At 66.8% G+C, this 16,748-nt stretch carries 13 protein-coding genes; 6 read left to right on the top strand and 7 right to left on the bottom strand.

Going from position 1 to position 16,748, the window contains the following annotated elements:
* Positions 1-60: 60 nt before the first annotated feature.
* From ACFQ27_RS09480 to ACFQ27_RS09455, 6 genes are all read right to left on the bottom strand, one after another.
* Complete coding sequence (locus ACFQ27_RS09480) at positions 61-432, bottom strand: DUF2958 domain-containing protein (protein ID WP_377353419.1); 372 nt, start codon at positions 430-432, stop codon at positions 61-63.
* A gap of 90 nt (positions 433-522) precedes the next feature.
* The gene (locus ACFQ27_RS09475) at positions 523-879 is read right to left on the bottom strand and encodes a DUF2958 domain-containing protein (protein WP_449305007.1); all 357 of its coding nucleotides are present in this window, start codon (positions 877-879) and stop codon (positions 523-525) included.
* A 689-nt stretch (positions 880-1,568) separates the two neighbouring features.
* Complete coding sequence (locus tag ACFQ27_RS09470) at positions 1,569-2,807, bottom strand: thiolase family protein (protein WP_377353417.1); 1,239 nt, start codon at positions 2,805-2,807, stop codon at positions 1,569-1,571.
* Complete coding sequence (locus ACFQ27_RS09465; protein ID WP_377353416.1) at positions 2,804-4,054, bottom strand: MFS transporter; 1,251 nt, start codon at positions 4,052-4,054, stop codon at positions 2,804-2,806. Before ACFQ27_RS09465 ends, ACFQ27_RS09470 begins: the two co-directional genes overlap by 4 nt.
* A 95-nt stretch (positions 4,055-4,149) precedes the next feature.
* Positions 4,150-6,270 (bottom strand): TonB-dependent receptor, encoded by a 2,121-nt coding sequence (locus ACFQ27_RS09460; RefSeq protein WP_377353415.1) that lies wholly within the window; start codon positions 6,268-6,270, stop codon positions 4,150-4,152.
* Positions 6,271-6,511: 241 nt separating this feature from the next.
* Entirely contained in the window at positions 6,512-7,162 is a 651-nt protein-coding gene (locus ACFQ27_RS09455; protein WP_377353414.1) for a TetR/AcrR family transcriptional regulator, read from the bottom strand.
* 255 nt (positions 7,163-7,417) lie between these two features.
* Between ACFQ27_RS09455 and ACFQ27_RS09450 the strand changes: the two genes are divergently transcribed.
* From ACFQ27_RS09450 to ACFQ27_RS09430, 5 genes are all read left to right on the top strand, one after another.
* Entirely contained in the window at positions 7,418-7,954 is a 537-nt protein-coding gene (locus ACFQ27_RS09450; RefSeq protein WP_377353413.1) for a cupin domain-containing protein, read from the top strand.
* Positions 7,955-8,006: 52 nt separating this feature from the next.
* Complete coding sequence (locus ACFQ27_RS09445; RefSeq protein ID WP_377353412.1) at positions 8,007-8,963, top strand: fumarylacetoacetate hydrolase family protein; 957 nt, start codon at positions 8,007-8,009, stop codon at positions 8,961-8,963.
* Positions 8,964-9,010: 47 nt separating this feature from the next.
* Positions 9,011-9,559: a carboxymuconolactone decarboxylase family protein gene (locus ACFQ27_RS09440; protein ID WP_377353411.1), complete on the top strand. Its 549-nt coding sequence runs from the start codon at positions 9,011-9,013 to the stop codon at positions 9,557-9,559.
* Positions 9,560-11,071 carry a class I adenylate-forming enzyme family protein gene (locus ACFQ27_RS09435; protein ID WP_377353409.1) on the top strand — a complete coding sequence of 504 codons (1,512 nt, stop codon included), beginning with the start codon at positions 9,560-9,562 and terminating at the stop codon, positions 11,069-11,071.
* A gap of 91 nt (positions 11,072-11,162) precedes the next feature.
* Positions 11,163-12,884, top strand: a complete 1,722-nt coding sequence (locus ACFQ27_RS09430; RefSeq protein ID WP_377353408.1) for an acyl-CoA dehydrogenase — start codon at positions 11,163-11,165, stop codon at positions 12,882-12,884.
* 198 nt (positions 12,885-13,082) lie between these two features.
* Here the strand turns inward: ACFQ27_RS09430 and ACFQ27_RS09425 are convergent, their stop codons facing one another.
* A complete protein-coding gene (locus ACFQ27_RS09425) occupies positions 13,083-13,556 on the bottom strand; it encodes a very short patch repair endonuclease (protein WP_377353406.1) in 474 nt (157 codons plus the stop codon).
* Positions 13,557-13,768: 212 nt separating this feature from the next.
* On the opposite strand from ACFQ27_RS09425, the gene ACFQ27_RS09420 reads away from it, so the two are divergent.
* Entirely contained in the window at positions 13,769-16,747 is a 2,979-nt protein-coding gene (locus ACFQ27_RS09420) for a sigma factor-like helix-turn-helix DNA-binding protein (protein WP_377353405.1), read from the top strand.
* The last annotated feature ends 1 nt before the right edge of the window (position 16,748 follow it).

Raw genomic sequence — 16,748 nt, 5'->3', positions numbered from 1 at the left:
GACGAGAAATTGCGGCCCGAGCCCGGTACTCCTTCAGCGCAGGCTCGGTGATGAGGAAGGTCATCGAGCTTGGCCCGGCCCGAGCGCCTGGCCCCCAGAGCGGGCCTGCTCAAAATAAGCCCCGAGGCTCATGGTGGGCGCAAAGGTCAGGTCCCGCTCTAAACCCAGGCCGCGACGTTGGGCGTAGCGTTCCATGCCCGTGAGACGAAGCCAGCCAAGTTGAGGTCGGTGGTTCTTGGCGCTGAGGCCGAAGAAGAAGTCCGGGTCCCCTGGGTCAGCCTCTGAGAGGAGCCAGAAGCCCGGCGCCCCGGTCAGGGAGATCCTGACGAAGGGGTAGAGGTCGACCAGGTGATCGAACCGCCCAAGGGTCATCTGGAGGAGGTAGTTCGCATTGAGCCGAGCGCGGAGCCGCGGCGGCAGGGGTTCAATCATAACTGCCCTTAGGTGGCGGCCTGGGTGGTTGTTGGCGCTGTTCTGCGGTCCGCAGGAAGGGGGCGAGGGCCTTGGCTGCCGACATGGGGGTTAGGTCTGGATGTAGCCGAGCTTGCGGGCGCGGGCCGCGTAGACGGAGAGGGGCGCCGTAGCCTTCCAATGCAGGTCGCGTTCGACAGGAAGCCCCATCTTGCCCCGTAACCGGGCGAGCTCACCTAGGCTGACATGGCCGAGCTCAGGGGAGCCCAGGCCAAGGTCGCAGAGGCCAAAGGCCAGGTCCGGGTCATCAGGGTCGAGCTCGGTGAGGAGCCAGGTCGCGCCAGCGTCGGGGGTGAAGAGCTTCACGACCGGGTGGAGGTCCAATTCATCGGAACCACCGCGAACCGCGGCCTGCGCCTCGCCATTGGCCAAGAGTTGTCGTCGGGCGGTGGGGTTGAGGAGGGTCATCCTCAAGCTTCAGCCGAAGCCAAATGAAATTGACGTGCTGGAGCCCCGACCCATGAAGGGGCGGCAGGGGCGGCAGTAGAGGCTGCAGATATAGGAGGGTCGGGGGCGGCGGAGGTGGCGGAGGTGGCGGAGGTGGGGGGAGTAGATATAGTAGGTGTAGTAGGTGTAGTAGGTGTAGTAGGTGTAGTAGGTGTAGTAGGGGTGGGAGCCGCGGGGGGTGGTAAGAAATAATAGTGAGAAACACGCTGGGACACTACTTGCACCAGTTCTCCACTTAATCGGGGCCGCGCGATTGATAGGCGCGGCCCCGATTAAGTGGAGAACTGGTGCTCCCCCAGCGACCAGATATGCTCACAGATTGACGTTGTTCACCCGCTGCCCGGTCTGGCCGCCAAGTATGACCTCGACGTTCTTTAGTCTTAGGAGAGTGGCGCGGCGAAGACAGGACGTGCTGCCCATGGCGCGATATCTCCATGGCTGCCTGATAGAAATCCGGTTGAGCGAAGGAAACGAACGGCGCGCGCGGGGGCCTTTCAGCGCCAGGAGCGGACCTTGGGCTCAGGGCGGAAACCGGACTTTCGCACTACGCACAAGCGAGTCTCGGTGATGCGCCACTGGCGGACATTCACCTTAGCCCCCTGGGCGGACGTCCCGGCGGAAGTCGCGCGACTTAGGTTCCGGCGTAGCGACTATTTCGACAATATGGTGATGGCACAGACCGCCTCTTCGACGCCCCAGAGCCCGCCGCCGTTTTCGGCGATGGCGGTATGCGCGCCGGCGACCTGCCGCGACTCGGCCTCCCCTCGCAATTGGGCGACCAGTTCATAGATCTGCCCGAGGCCCGTCGCGCCAATGGGGTGGCCTTTGCTCTCAAGGCCGCCGGAGGGGTTGACAGGGATGCGTCCGCCTATGGCTGTTTCGCCGCTGAGCGCTGCAACGCCGCCCTCGCCGAAGGGCGCCAGCCCTAGGTTCTCCACCTGGATCACCTCGCCCACAGCCGTGGCGTCGTGAACCTCTGCGACGTCAATGTCCGCAGGACCGAGGCTTGCAGCTTCATACGCCTTGCGAGCCGTAACGCAGCCCAGGTGCTGGCGCAGATCGTCCGGCGCGCGATTGAGGGACGAGCCGAGAACGCAGGCGCGAACGCGGACCGCACGCGCCTGTGCGCCCAGCTTACGAAGGCCGCGTTCGGTGCAGACCACGGCGGCGGCGGCTCCGTCGGAGATGGGCGCGCACATTGGTAGAGTCAGCGGCCAGGCGATGCCACGGGCGGCGAGCACCTCCTCCACCGAAAACGACTGACGAAACTGGGCCCGCGGATTGGCCACCGAGTGGCCGTGGTTCTTGGCGGCGACAGCCGCAAACTGACGAGCTGTGGAGCCGTAGAGACGCATATGCTGTCGGCCGAATGCCGCATACACATCCATGAAGACGCTGCGCCGATCGGCGGGCGGAGGCAATTGCTCCTCGTCCATCCCGCCCAGGGCCACAAGCGCCCGGCGGTTCGCCTCAGGATCGGCGACATCCCAGCCTGCATCGAACACCGAGAACGAGCGGGCCCGGTCAGGATGGGTCATCTTCTCGGCCCCGACGGCCAGAACGATGTCCGCCGCGCCGGCCCGAAGGTGGTTGATGGCTCCGTGTAGGGCCGTGGTGGCGCTGGCGCAGGCGTTCTCGACGTTGATGATCGGGACGCCCTCGAAGCCGACAGGCCGCAAAGCCACCTGACCGCGGATCAGGTGCTGGCCCTCCAGAATACCCTGGCACGCATTGCTGAACCAGACGCCCTCCACGCCGGTCGCGTCGCAACCTGCGTCGGTGAGCGCTTCAGACACGGCCGCGCGGGACAACGCCGCCATGCTGGCGTGTTTGTGCAACCCGAACGGTGTCATGCCGACGCCGGCAATGAAGATGTCGGACTTGCTCATTGTGGGGACGGGCCCGTGGCTTCCGGGGTGAAGCGGCGCATGCGCAGGAATATCATTGCGCTCGCCGCGAGCATGGCTGCCGCTGCATAAAGGCCCAACCGGTACGATCCTGTAAGATCGACGGTGAGCCCGTACAGCACCTTGGATAGCGAACTTCCCACCAGAACCACGGCGTAGAACACCGCATAAATCCGCCCGTAACCGCCCATCCCGAAATAGCGGGCGGTCAGGTATCCGACGAGGTCAAGTTCCGCGCCGACCGAGAGCCCCATGGCGATCGCGCCCAGGAACCCGGCCTGACCGCCGAAGTGCGCCATGGCCGCCATGCAGGCAGCACTCAGCATCATCATGGCCGCTGCGACATGAGGTGCGAACAACCGATCCACCAGGAAGCCAGTGGCCAGGCGGCCGACGATCAGCGCCGCGCCGATAGCGCCCGCGATGGCGCCCGCGGTGGCCGGCGCAACACCCTCGTCGGCGAGATAGGCGAGGAAGTGAAGCTGCATCCCCGCCGCCCCGACCGCGACCAGCAGGAACGCGGCGCACATCGCCCAGAAAACGGGGTCGGCCACGGCGCCCCGCAGCGCGGGGCGGGTCACCGGCGCTCCGATGGACTGCGGCGGCGCGGGCGGTCGGCCGCGACCTATCAGCACCGCCACGAGCGGGGTCGCTAGCAGGACCACGGCGGCGAGGGCGACGAACACGGCCCGCCAGCCGGCGTGGGCGGCGTACGGCGCCATGATGACCGGCAGTACGATGCCGGTGACGCCGTTGCCGATCATGGCGATTCCGAGGGCGCGTCCGCGGCCGGCGGTGAAGTTGGCGCTAATCGCCCGCGCGTAGACGATAGTCGCCGCGCCGCTCGCCGTGACCGCCATCAGGGCCATCAGAGCGTAGTAAAGCCGGATGTCTGGTCCGAGTCGGCTGAACAGGAACAGACACAGCGCCAGCGCCAGGAGGGAAACTGTCGTGATCACCGCCGCCGAGACCCGGTCAGCGATCCAGCCCAGCACGGGCGACACCAAAGCCAGCACGCCCAGCAGGATGGTCGGCCCGATGGCGATCTCCGCTCGCGACCAGCCGAACTCTTTCACCAAGTCACGCAGGACGATGCCCAGTGCTGGCGTCGGCAGGGCGGCGATACCGACCGCGATGCCCAGCATCGAGCCGGCCACCACGGGCCAGCCCGCCGCGAACTCCTTTCTGACGGCCGATACCGCATCGGCGGGTCCCGCAGCGACCAGCAAAGGCATCTCCTCTTGATCAGCAGTCGGCGGCCGCAGGACCGCCGGTGATGCGCGCCGCGGCGTCGCCGCGGCGCGCAGTTGAATTGTTCGTCACCCTACCAGTTCAGGTCCAGGCCAAGCCCATAGGTCAGGGGGTCGCCGGGTGTCGCCACGCCGGTCACCCCGCCCACGGCGATGTTCCGGTAGTACTTCTCGTCACCGAGATTGCGGCCCCAGGCCGAAACGCGCCAGGAGGCCCTGGCCGGCGCATAGCTGATCCGGGCGTTCAGCAGCCCGAACCCAGGCTGGTACAGGCCGGGCAGCTCGCTGTTCAGGTTGTCGAAGAAGGCCCGCGACCGGTAGGTATAGTCGGCCCGCAAGGTGACCGAGGCCTGGTCGGCAAGGCTGATCTCATACTCGGCCGAATAGGCGCCCATAAAGTCCGGCGAGCGCAGTTGGTGGAAGCCCGCCAGGCTCACCGCGCCGTTCTGGTAGCGGACGAACTTCGCGTTCTGGAAGGTCATGTCCGCCGAAAGTCGCAGCGCGCTCACGGGCTTGGCGATGAACGACAGATCGGCGCCGTCCGTGCGGGTGGCGCCCGCGTTGTCGATGGTGGTCAGGCCGGGGGCCGTCACCCGAAGGATCTGCTGGTTCTCAATGTCTGCGCGAAACAGTGCCGCATTGGCCAGCAGGCGGCGGTCGAACCACTGGCTCTTCACGCCGAGCTCGTACGAGTTGACCCGCTCCGGAAGGAAGGGCGTCGCCGCGACCGTGGCATTGGCCGGGAACAGGGTCTGGAAGCCACCGCTCTTGTAGCCCCTCCGATACGACGCATAGGCCATCAGGGTGTCGGTGGCCTGGTACTGCAAGGTCACCGCAGGATCGAAGGATTGCCAGCTGTCGGAAGCGGACACAAAATAGACCGGCAGGTTCGTCTTTACGGACCGGTCGTCGCTCTTCTTGTCGTGCGTGTAGCGGGCGCCCACCGTCAGATCGAGCCGATCCGTGAAGTGGTAGGTGGCCTGGCCGAAGGCAGCGTAGCTGCGGGTGTTGATCTGGGAAATATCGACCCGCGACACGTTCTGCAGGGCGACTACCGGAAAGGCCGGACCGTGCTCGAAGATGTGCGTCTGGTCGATTTCCGCGTCGTAATAATAGATACCTGCGATCCAGTTCAGGGGGCCCCGGTCGCCCGTGAGGCGCACTTCCTCGCTGAAGGTGCGGGCGACTTCCCGCGAGTTCCAGGCTGTCGCAGCGGCGATGGTCCCGTCCTGGTCCTGCAGGCGCTTATAGTGGTTCGAACGCAAGGCAGTGATGCTGGTGAGTTGACCCAGCGGCGTCTCCCACTCGAGCCGTCCCGTGAGCGAGGCCACGTCCTGCCGCTCGAAGCCGTCGACGTTGTAGAAGTGGGCGTAGAACGACTCGCCCGGCGGTAGCGCGGCGATCGCCGCCGCGGAGAGCTGCCCGTTCTTCGCCGCCGACGAGATGAACTGCGCGTTCATGCCGTTGTCCGCCTTCAGCATGTCGCCGCTGAGCAGAAAGGTCGCCTTCTCACCACGCCACTCGAGCTGCCCCCGGACGCCGAAGGATTTCACCGTCCCCGGATCGGATCCGGTGGGAGCCAGGTTTTCCGTGAAGGCGTCGCGGTGCTTGTAGCCGGCCGACAAGCGGTAGGCGAAGCCGTTCCCCAAGGGCCCGGTCACGCTGCCGCGCAGGGTCTGGGCGTTGAAGTTGCCGATCTCTGCGCTGAAGTCGCCCGCGGCGTTCGGGGACGGCCGGCGCGTGGTGATGCTGATCGCGCCCGCCGCGGCGTTACGGCCGAACAGGGTGCCCTGCGGACCTTTCAGGACCTCGACGCGGTCGATATCGAAGAGATCGACCTGCAGGCCCGCGGAGCCGCCGAGATAGACCTCGTCCAGGAAGTAAGCCACGGACGGGTCCGAACCGGAGTCGAACTGGTTGGTGCCCGCGCCGCGCAGGTAGGTGTAGCTGACAAAGCCGCTGCCCACGTTGGCGACCGTCAGACCCGGCGCGAACCGCTGCAGGGCGTCGACATTGGTGACGCCGGTCTTGGCCAGAGTTTCGCCCCCGAGCGCCACTACGGAAATGGGAACGTTCTGGACGTTCTCGGACCGCTTTTGCGCGGTGACGATCACCTCCTCAATCGCGGCGGGCGCCTCGGCGGCGCGGGCATGGCCCGCGACGACGGCGGCAGCGCAGGCCGTGCCCAGCAGCATTGCGTGGCGACGTAGAGCTTGATGCATCCGACTCCCTCCCCCTGACCGTGCGTTGCCCACAGCCGTGATTAATCGCCGAGACTGAGCCCCGACGCCCGCTCGTTGGGCGGTACCATTTTGTGTACCGCGTTACCGCACTCGGGTCAAGGGGGCTCCAAGCGACCGCGGCAGCGGCGCAGCCGGTCGCGCGGCGGCGTGGTGGCGATCGTCAGGACAGCGGGGCTATATCGGCGGCCGGCCGTCAGGCCTTTTCGGACGCCGATGGACGAGAGGTGTCGCGGCGGCCTCTCCTAGTTCCGGACCTCGGGGCCAAGCCCTCGGTCAGGATCTGGTAGAGTTCGGAGAACGCCTCGCTGAAGCTCAGGCCGGCATCGCGCAGAAACTCGGGCTGGTTGAAGCGAGCGATGGACGCAAGGCACATCTCGGCGACCAAGTGAGCATGGACCGGCCGGAACCGTCCGCTGCGAACGCCATTCTCGACGATCTCGCGCAGCACGTTGATACGCTCTCGCTGGTGGGCCTCCAGCAGCAGGGTCGCCGGCCGCAGGGACTGCACGTCCTCGACAAACCGGCTGCTGGCCATCGCCGACTCGGTCACGCCAGGGGTCAGGTAGGCCTGCATCCGGTCGGCCGGGTCCAACTTCTCGGCGGCGGCGAGCGAGCCCATGTAGCGCACCCGCGCTAGCCAGCGCTCCATCACCAGCAGGACGATCTCCTGCTTCGTTGGCGCCAGTTCGTACAGCGTCCTCTTCGAGCACCGCAAGCGCGCCGCAAGGTCGTTGACCGTCAGGTCGCGGAAGCCCTCGGAGAGGAAGATCGCTTCCATCTCCTCGACCAAGCGCTGGTGTCTTTCGGTCAGGCGTACGCCGACGGTCGGCGCGGGCGGAATCAAACGTCGCTCTCCAAGTCCATAGGGTAGTCATGCACCGGTTGGCGGCCGACCGCAATTTGCGACGGCGCGCGCTCCCACTCCGACGTTAACGACCGTGCATGCCTCGGCGCGACATCGAAGAACTTGACGATGTTGCCGGTACCAGTATACACGTTTTCGTACCGCTCCTTAGGAACCGTACAGGCTTCCGCGCGGCCGCCGACAACGATAAGGCGCCTTTCAGGACGGAGGCGCTCATGCCAGGGAGACCCTCAGATGCCGATGAAGTACGTGGTCGGAAACCGCGCCGACGGTAAGTCCGACGTCCTCACCCAGACAGACATCACCACACTGCCGGAATACGCGCCCGGCGCGCCCGGCATGGATCTCTGGCTCAACACCGAAACCCCGGCCGACCTCAGCGGGACCGAGGACCCGGTTGCGGGCAAGTCGATGACCCACGAGCCGCCAGATGGCGGCGCGGTGTTTCGAATCGTACACCTGATGCCGAACACCACCTCACGCAAGGCGCCTGAGGATTGGTTGGACAGCCACGCTCGGCTCAAGAGCGTGCACGTGCCCACGCTGGAGGAATTGCAGGCCGCCAAGCACCCGTCCATGCACAAGACGGACACGCTGAACTACTTCGTGGCGGTGGCGGGTGAATGCTGGATGCTGACCGAGGGCGAGGACGTCCTGTTGAAGCCTGGCGACGTCATCATCCAGAAGGGCTGCATGCACGGATGGCGCAACGACAGCGACAAGCCCTTCGTCCTGGTCGCGGTGCTGATCGACTCCCACCCGGCCTCCTGAAAGCCCCTCGATTGCCACGGCCCAAATGGCCGGCCCCCTTCGGAGACAGACCATGAAGCTCGTGACCTACCGCGGGGTCGGCGCACGGCCGACCCTGGGCGCGCTTGTCGATGGCGAGCGCGCGATCCTCGACCTGCAGGCTGCGCAGACCGCGACCTCAGGGGGCGGTCATCCGGCGCTGGAGAACATGCAGGCGCTCATCGAGGGCGGCGAGGCGGCGTGGGATCTGGCCCGCAGCCTGGTAGCGGCGCCCGCCGCCGGAGCCTGCACGCCGGTCACAGGGCCCGGCCAGTTGCTCGCCCCACTGCCGCGGCCGGTGCAGGTGCGCGACTGCCTGTGCTTCAAGGACCATCTGCTGGGGGCAGCGTGGCACAGGGCCAGGAACGAGGGACGCACCGAGCTGACCGCCGCCGACGAGGCGCGTGTGGCGCTCATCATGGGTCGGCCATACTGGTACAACTGCAACCGCATGTCGATCATCGGCCCGGACGAGACCGTCCACTGGCCGTCCTACTCCAATGTCATCGACTACGAACTCGAGATGGCGGTCGTCCTGGGGAAGGGCGGCGTGAACATCCCTGCAGCGTCCGCGCGCAGCCACATCTTCGGCTACTCGATCTACAACGACTTCAGCGCCCGCGACGTCCAAACCGATGAGATGGCCACCGGGATCGGGCCGTCCCGCTCGAAACATTTTGACGGCGGCAACGGGCTGGGTCCGTGCATCGTCACGGCCGATGAGTTCGACCCCTACAACGCGCGGACGGTCGTGCGGGTGAACGGCGATGTGGTCGCGGAGAACAACACCGGCACGATCACCATCGATTTCGAGACTCTGATCTCCTTCGTCTCGACGGACCAGACCCTCTTTCCCGGCGAAATCCTGTGCTCGGGCACCGTGGGCGGCGGATGCGGCCTCGAGCGCGGCGAGTTCCTGCAGCGGGGCGACACCATCGAACTTGAAATCGAAGGCATCGGTCGCCTTCGGCACACCATAGCGATGGCCTGAGCGGGCCCCTCGCCCTCTGAGCCGACACCACGAACAGGACTGACCCGATGCCTAACATTCCCTACCGCGATGAGCTGGACACCGAGGCAGAAGCGCTAGCCGAGCGGATCCGCGCCCGACGCGGCGGCGTACTTCTCAACCTGGACCGGATGCTGCTGCACCACCCGTACCTGACGGCGGGCTGGACGGAACTGTTCCTGCGAATCCGTGCCGGGCAGCACATCTCCGACCGGCATCGCGAACTGGGTATTCTGGCCGTCGGATCCCTGACCGGCGCGCGGTACGAGCTGCATCACCACAAGGCTCCGTTCCTCGCCGGCGGCGGAACGGAAGAGCAGTACGCCGCCGTGGTCGACAGCGTGCCGGCCGCGATCGCCAACGCCGACCTGTTCGACGCGGCCGAGCGGGCAATCCTGACGCTGGCTCTGGAGAGCACCCGCGACGTCGCCCTGTCTCCGGAGACCGTCGGCGCGGTTCGCTCGCACTTCCCCGAGCCCGCCCAGTTCCTGGAGCTGCTGATGAGCATCGCCTCCTACAACTTCGCCGCCCGTATCCTCGTCGGCCTCGGGATCGAGATCGAGGCCGAGACCCCCTGAATGGACGTGACCTCCTCAGGCCTCCTGATCAAGTCCATACGCGGTCACGGCAGCCGTCGCGCGGTCCTGGCCGACGGACGCGCCTACAGCTACGCCGATCTCGACGCCGCGTCGGATGGCCTAGCGGGACACCTTCGCGCATTGGGGCTCGGACGCGGGGCGCGCGTCGCGCTGCACCTGCGCAACGGCGTCGAATACCCCATAGCCGAGCTCGCAATCCTCAAGCTCGCCGCGGTGCGCGTGCCGCTGAATGAGCTGATGGGACGCGAGGAACTGGCCTATTGCCTTCGGCACGCCGCCGCCGATGTCCTGATCTCGCACGCTGACCTGCCCACCCCGCAGGCGGAACCCGGCGAAGTCCTGGCGCGCCACCGGATCAGCGTCCCCGCCGCGGGGACGGTGCGACCGGGCGAGACCCCTTGGGATGCCGCCGTGAGCGCGAAGCCGTTGGATGGGATCGTCGTCGCCGCCGCCGATGACACCGCAGTCATCCAGTATACCGGGGGCACGACCGGCCATCCGAAGGGCGCGCACCACACCTACGGCCGGATCGGCGTCTGCCTGCTGGCCCATGTGGTTTGCGGCGACATTCGGTCCGACGAGGTCATGCTGCTCACGACGCCGCTGCCGCATTCTGCGGGCTTTCACATGGCCGCGTGCTTCCTGCAGGGCGGGTACGTGGTGCTCGAGGAACGCTTCGACGCCGCTCGCTTCGCCGAAATTTGCGAGCAGCACAGCGTCACTTGGACCTTCGCAGTGCCGACCATGCTCTACCGGCTTCTGGATCAATTGGAGGAGGGCGGCGGACGGCGGCTCAGCCTGCGGACCGTAGTCTATGGCGCCGCGCCCATGAGCCGACCTAGGCTGGAGGAGGCGTTGGCCAAGCTTGGGCCGGTGTTCGTCCAGATCTATGGGCAGACGGAATGCCCGAACTTCATCACCACCCTGACCAAGCACGACCATCTGGACCCGGCACTGCTCACCTCCTGTGGCCGGCCAGTGCCGTTCGTGGACCTGCGAGTGCGGCGTGACGATGAGGGCCCCGTCGGCGAGGTCGAGGTCCGCTCGCCCTACCTCCTGACCGAGTACTACGGTAACGCCGAGGCCACAGCCGCCGCCCTGAGCGACGGCTGGCTGAAGACGGGCGACCTGGGCTACTTGCGGGACGGCTATCTGTTCCTCGTCGACCGGGCGAAGGACATGATCATCACCGGCGGCATGAACGTCTACTCCAGCGAGGTAGAATCCGCGCTTCGGCAGCACGAGGCGGTGCGCGAAGTGGCCGTGATCGGAATGCCGGACGCCGACTGGGGCGAAGCCGTCACCGCTGTCATTGTGCCCGCGGCCGACACCTCTCCCGCGTCGCTGCGCGCCTTCGCCAAGACGCGCCTGTCGGCCTACAAGGTCCCAAAGACTGTCGTCCTCGTAGAGGAACTGCCGCTCACCACCTACGGCAAGATCGACAAGAAGCGTCTGCGCCAGGCTCTCGCCGACGCCGCTACTGCATCCTGACCGCAGCTGCGCCCAGCCCCGGGAACAAGCATCGCCGAAGGAGCCGGTCGGCACGATCGACCCGCCCCCTAAGTCAACTCGGAAGACGCCAATGACATTCCGCGCCCCTGTCCACGACTTGGCCCTCGCGTTGAAAGTTGTTGGTCATCCAGAATTGCTGGCGAAGGCATTCCCAGATCTCGACGACGCCACCGTCGATGCCGTGCTGGCAGGCGCCGCCGCCTTTGCCGACAACGAGCTCGCCCCGCTGAACCGCCAAGGCGACCTGCGAGGCGCGACGTATGCGAATGGCGCGGTCACCGCCCCGCCCGGCTTCGCCGCCGCCTACAACGCCTTCGCTGAGCAGGGCTGGAACTCGCTGGCCGCCGACCAGGCGCACGGCGGGCAGGGCCTCTCCAAGGCGTTGGAGCTGGCGGTATTCGAAATGGTTCAGGCCGCCAACATGGCGTTCGGTCTCTGCCCGATGCTGACCCAGGCCGCGATCGAGGCGCTGCATCGGCACGGCACCGAACGTCAGAAGCGCCTGGTGCTGCCGAAACTGGTCTCGGGCGAATGGACAGGCGCCATGTGTCTGACAGAGCCCCAAGCGGGCTCCGACCTGGCCGCGCTCGCCAGCATCGCCCGCCCGGACGGCAAGGGCGGCTACCTTCTGTCGGGCCAGAAGATCTTCATCACGTGGGGTGACCACGACGCCGCCGAGAACATCGCCCATCTGGTAATCGCCCGCACCCCGGACGCGCCGCCGGGCGTGAAGGGCATCAGCCTGTTCCTGACCAACAAGTTCCAGGTCAAGGACGACGGCACGCTCGGCCCCCGCAACAGCTTCCGGCCGGTCTCCATCGAGCACAAGCTGGGCATCCACGGCTCGCCGACTTGCGTCATGCTCTACGAAGACGCCGAGGCCGAGCTGGTCGGCGAGTTGGGTCAGGGCCTGCCCCATATGTTCGTGATGATGAACGCCGCGCGCCTGCACGTCGGCGTCCAGGGCGTCGCCATCGCGGAGCGCGCTTTTCAGCAGGCCTTGGCCTTCTCTCAGGAGCGGAAGCAGGGCCGGGCGCTGTGGGACAAGGAGGGCGCGATCTGGGGCCATCCCGACGTCCGTCGAACGCTGGTGCTCTCGAAGGCCAAGATCGAGGCCGCCCGGGCCATCTGCCTGCTGACTGGGGTACTGGCCGACCAGACGCACGACCCCGCCGCCAAGGCCCGCCAGGAGCTGTTGACGCCCATCGCCAAGGCCTGGTCGACGGACGTTGGCGTTGAGGTGGCGTCCGCCGGGCTCCAGGTCCACGGGGGCATGGGCTTCATCGAGGAGACCGGCGCGGCTCAGCATTATCGCGATGCCCGTATCTTGCCGATCTACGAGGGCACCAACGGCATCCAGTCGCTGGATCTGGTCGGCCGCAAGGTGCGGCTGGATGGCGGGGCGGCAATGCGCGCCCTGTGCGCCGACATGCAAGTGACCATCCAAGAGCTCAATGCGAACCCCGAACTCGCGGGCGTCGGCTCCCGGCTCGACGCTGGCGCGGCGGCGCTAGAGCGGGCGACCGAGTGGCTGCTGCAAGTCTCGGCCGACGCCTCGCTAGCCGCGGCCACGCCCTACCTTCGCTTGGCGGGCGATGTCATAGGCGGCTGGCTACTCGGACGCCAGGCGCTCGCGGGGGCCGGATCTGACGATCCGTGGCTGCGATCAAAGGCGACCCTGGCTCAGGTCTACGCGAGCCAGGTCCTCACCCTTGCGTGCGGCTTAGCCGAGGGTCTGCCCGAGGCGCTCGACCATCTGGCAACTGTAGATCCAGCCGCACTGTCGCGCTGATAGCGGCTTCAATGCGGCCGATACGCTTCGATCGACGGCGAGACAGGACCCGTCCCACCCTTCCGCGCATTTGCCTTCCGGTCCCGATCGGCTCTTGGAGGTCCGCCTTTGAGCAGACGGTCCCAACGTCAGCTAAGAGCCCTAAGCGGTCCTTGGCTTCCGCCCGCCAACCGCGGCTCCTCGGCCGATGTTGGATAATCAGCGTCGATCAGAGTCAGGCGCGGGCTTGGGGCTGTCTGCGCTGCCCATTTCCCGGTCCATCCCGGCCGGCCCCAGAAAATCGACCAGGCGGATCGCGAGCGTGGCGGGCTCGCGGGTCTCGCACTCCCAGACAACCAATGCCCGCCAGCCCTCCGCCTCAGCCCGGGCAAGAACTCGGAGGTCACGGGCCCGGTTGCTCTCGAACTTCGCTTCCCAGAACTCACGCCTAGTCGAGGGCATCGTCGCCAGACGGCACCCCGGATGCTGGTGCCAATAGCAGCCATGCACGAAGATGATCCGGCGGCGGCCGGGGAACGCTACATCGGGTCGACCCGGAGCGGCCTTCCAATGAAGCCTGAAACGGTAACCGAGCCGGTGCAGCAACCGCCGCACGGCCCATTCTGGCTTTGTGTCCTTGCCCCGGATGCGGGACATGTTCGCGCTGCGATGTTCCGGCGTCAGGCGATCCATGGTGACCTGATAGCGTGTGACGCGCCGCCATGTCCCCCAAAGGGTCGGGTTCCATCCACGGCAGGTCGTGCTGGCATCGAGCCCCCGGAACCCGCTACTTTGGCGAGCGCAAGGGGGACACTCAGCAGATGCAATGGTTACGCAGGCTCCTTGGTGTGGCGCGCGAACTGGCTGAACCCGCGAGGGGGGCCGAGCAAGGGAAGCCTGAATTCATGCCGGCCAAGCCGATGGCGCCGGTCGGATCCCCCATCGCCGCCCTACAGGCCGCCGCTCCGGCACCGATCGCCTTTTCGGAGGCTGGCGAACAGCAAGCAGTGGACATGAGCGACCCCGGCGCGCCGGACCGTGAAAGCCGTGCTGAGGTGAGATGCGCCGAGAACCCGGGGCAGGACGCTCCGGTTGTAGATGCGGCGAAGAGTGTGGCGGCCGAGACGCCCGCGCCTGCGATGGGCGCAGCTGAGCGGGCCCTGACCATTCTGCGAAACACCACGCTGGGTGAACTCGTAGCCGCGAGCGGTTCGAACCGGCTGAAGAATCGCGCTGTCGGCGCCAAGCCTTTCGAGCTCTCAGTCAACGACTTCCAGGCGGACGCCGACACGGAGCGGCTCTTTCTCGCCCTGCCGGCCTTCGGGCCCACGACCTGGAACGAACTTGTGATGCGCGTGGGTGCCTACCGCCGGCAGGTGCTGGCTGGCGGCGATCCCCTGGGTCTGCTCCAGTCGATCGCAATTATTCCCTCCTCGGTTAGCGCTGACTACGCCTCTATTCCGGATATCACTTTGAGCGAGCTCATCCGGACGGCAGGGGCATCGACGCGGCTTACGAACTGCACCCATCGAAGCGACCTCTTCGAGCTTCACACGGTGGATGACCTCCTGTCAGGCCGCCTCACGGAGGCAGAAATCCTGCAGGTGCCTGAACTCGGCCGCAATAGCTTGCGGGAGCTCCTCGGTCTCGCCGAGGGGCATGCGACGGGACGACTGCAGCTCCCCGCAGAACCTGCGGCCGTGGAGCAGCCGTCGCAGCGATCCACACCCCCGGTCCTGGAGGGGCGTACGGTCGCCGACCTCGCCGACCACGCGGACCTACCCGTGCGCATCGCTAACAGGCTTGGCGGCGACCCCTGCCTTGCGGAGATGCCCTTGGCAGACATCTGGGCCGACCCGGATGAGGCTCATCGACGCCTCTGCAAGTTGGACGGCCTAGGCAGGCGCTCGATCGCGGAGCTCATCCTGCTGGTTCAGCGCATTGGGGCCAGCCTGCCCGCGGAGGATGGCGGACCCGGGCGCCTGGAGCGGGGCGCTGGCCGCGCTGAGCCGGACTTGTCGCGACCGCTCGTCACTGTGAGGGTCGAGCCCTTCGACCTCGTTCAGGAGGCCGTGGAGGCCCTCTCAGCGAAACACCGGTTTGTCCTTGAAGGCCGCTACGGGCTTTCGGGAGAGCCGCCGCGCACGCTCGAGGAGATGGGACGCATTGCGGGCGTAACCCGGGAAAGGGTGCGCCAAGTTGAGAAGAAGGCGCTGGGCGTGCTCGCCAAGCGTCCCTGGCGAGACACCTTCGAGACATGGCTCGCGGCGCAGCGCGGACAGATATGGGAGACGCTGGCCGACGGCGCCGACCTCGTCCCTCTGCCTGGGGCTGCGGCTAGGGCGGCGCAGCTGCCCCCCTGGCTTCTGCTGGCGATCGATGTGGTCCATGGGGATATCCGAGGCTGGCTGCAGGCAGAGGCGGTGCAAAGCCGAGCCGGCTGGCTTGCACCCGGCCGGTCCGCCCGCGATCTCGACGCAGCGGTCCTTACGCTGGAAGTGTGGCTGGCCTCAGCGCACTTGCCGCGTCCGCTCGCCGATGCATGCGCCGGGACCAACCTTCAACCCGAAACGGTGGAGGCGGCGGTGCCGCTGTTGCAAGGCATACGTCTGCACCAAGGCTACCTCCATCGTGGTCACCTGGGCGCGAAGGCCCGGCGGATCGGCCGGCTGCACAGGATGGCCATGGAAGCTGCCGATGGCGCCATCGTGGACGTCTGGCGCTTGGTCGAGCTGGACGAGGCTGCGGATCACGAGGACGATCGTTCTCCGCGGATGGTGCTGACACAGCTGGGTGAGGCCTCACACTTGTTCCATCATCTCGTCGACCACTGGTGGCTGGTGCTGCCGGCGGTCGAAGGCTTAACGGACACCGGCCGTCTGCCGGACACCAGCCACGCCGCGTTCCCGCGTCAGGCTGAACCCGGAACCCTGGCGGCCCGGCTTCAGGACACTCTTCGCGAGAGCGGCCCCATGCGGCACGTGGATCTCCGCGACAGTATTCGGGACAGCTTTCCGGAGTTCTCCGCTGCAAGCGTCGGCCCCACCCTGCTCGGCAGTCCAATTTATCTGCGCGTTGCGCCCGGAGCGTGGGACATTCGTGGCGCTCGCCGGCTGGTGACAGGGCCTGCGCTCCTCAGCTTAAGCCATGCGCGCGCCTACGCTCGCGCCGCGCGCTCCGGCCAGGGCCGCGGGCTCTATCCCGCCTGGACCGCGGAATTTGAACACGCGATCTGCGTCTGGGCCCGGGACGGGGCCGAGGACGAGGTGTTCCGCTCGTTGTTGGCCGAGGTCGATCCGACAGCGTGGCCAGTGCCTGAGCAGGAGCGGCTGGAATGGCGACGTCTGAAGCGTCTGCATGGCGTGTGGTCGATGCCGACGGAACGGCGACGTCGTCTAGGCGACGATCCCCCTACCGCCGACGAGGTGTTGAGCAGTCTGGTGCTCATCCAAAGGCTGGGCGGCATGGGGTGGATTCTAGCGGGGCGGCTGGCGCACGCGGCCTCGGGTGCCCAAAGCTCTGCGGATCTTCTGGCTATTCTCGCCGCCGCAGGCGCAGTCCGTGCTCCTGAGGACTGGCAGCTGCATCATCCTGCCTCGGAGGTGGTTGGCGATATGCTGGTCGGGATGGCCGCAAGCAAGTACGCGACGGGTCGGCTTGACTGGACCGACGACGTGATGGTCACTCTCCTCGACCGCGCGAGGCACGGTGCGGCGAACGTGCCATGGGCGACGCCCGAGGAGGTGCATGGTCTCCTCGATGCGATCGCGGCCGGCGGCGCTCCGTCACCCCACGTTCCGCGGTCGGTTGTCCGCGCTCTGGACGGCGCCGAGGATTTGTTCGGGTCGGACGAGTGGGATCGGCTCTTCTCGGCGCTCGACTAGT

The organism is Phenylobacterium conjunctum (assembly GCF_042679085.1).
Taxonomy (GTDB): domain Bacteria; phylum Pseudomonadota; class Alphaproteobacteria; order Caulobacterales; family Caulobacteraceae; genus Phenylobacterium; species Phenylobacterium conjunctum.
Note: the sequence above shows the minus strand (reverse complement) of the source record. Positions and strands in the feature narration are given on the sequence as shown.

What these genes read in the sequence shown, in the direction of transcription:
- ACFQ27_RS09480 (WP_377353419.1), bottom strand. Translation starts at nt 432, where the DNA reads ATGATTGAACCCCTGCCGCCGCGGCTCCGCGCTCGGCTCAATGCGAAC.
- ACFQ27_RS09475 (WP_449305007.1), bottom strand. Translation starts at nt 879, where the DNA reads ATGACCCTCCTCAACCCCACCGCCCGACGACAACTCTTGGCCAATGGC.
- ACFQ27_RS09470 (WP_377353417.1), bottom strand. Translation starts at nt 2,807, where the DNA reads ATGAGCAAGTCCGACATCTTCATTGCCGGCGTCGGCATGACACCGTTC.
- ACFQ27_RS09460 (WP_377353415.1), bottom strand. Translation starts at nt 6,270, where the DNA reads ATGCTGCTGGGCACGGCCTGCGCTGCCGCCGTCGTCGCGGGCCATGCC.
- ACFQ27_RS09450 (WP_377353413.1), top strand. Translation starts at nt 7,418, where the DNA reads ATGCCGATGAAGTACGTGGTCGGAAACCGCGCCGACGGTAAGTCCGAC.
- ACFQ27_RS09445 (WP_377353412.1), top strand. Translation starts at nt 8,007, where the DNA reads ATGAAGCTCGTGACCTACCGCGGGGTCGGCGCACGGCCGACCCTGGGC.
- ACFQ27_RS09440 (WP_377353411.1), top strand. Translation starts at nt 9,011, where the DNA reads ATGCCTAACATTCCCTACCGCGATGAGCTGGACACCGAGGCAGAAGCG.
- ACFQ27_RS09435 (WP_377353409.1), top strand. Translation starts at nt 9,560, where the DNA reads ATGGACGTGACCTCCTCAGGCCTCCTGATCAAGTCCATACGCGGTCAC.
- ACFQ27_RS09430 (WP_377353408.1), top strand. Translation starts at nt 11,163, where the DNA reads ATGACATTCCGCGCCCCTGTCCACGACTTGGCCCTCGCGTTGAAAGTT.
- ACFQ27_RS09425 (WP_377353406.1), bottom strand. Translation starts at nt 13,556, where the DNA reads ATGGATCGCCTGACGCCGGAACATCGCAGCGCGAACATGTCCCGCATC.
- ACFQ27_RS09420 (WP_377353405.1), top strand. Translation starts at nt 13,769, where the DNA reads ATGCCGGCCAAGCCGATGGCGCCGGTCGGATCCCCCATCGCCGCCCTA.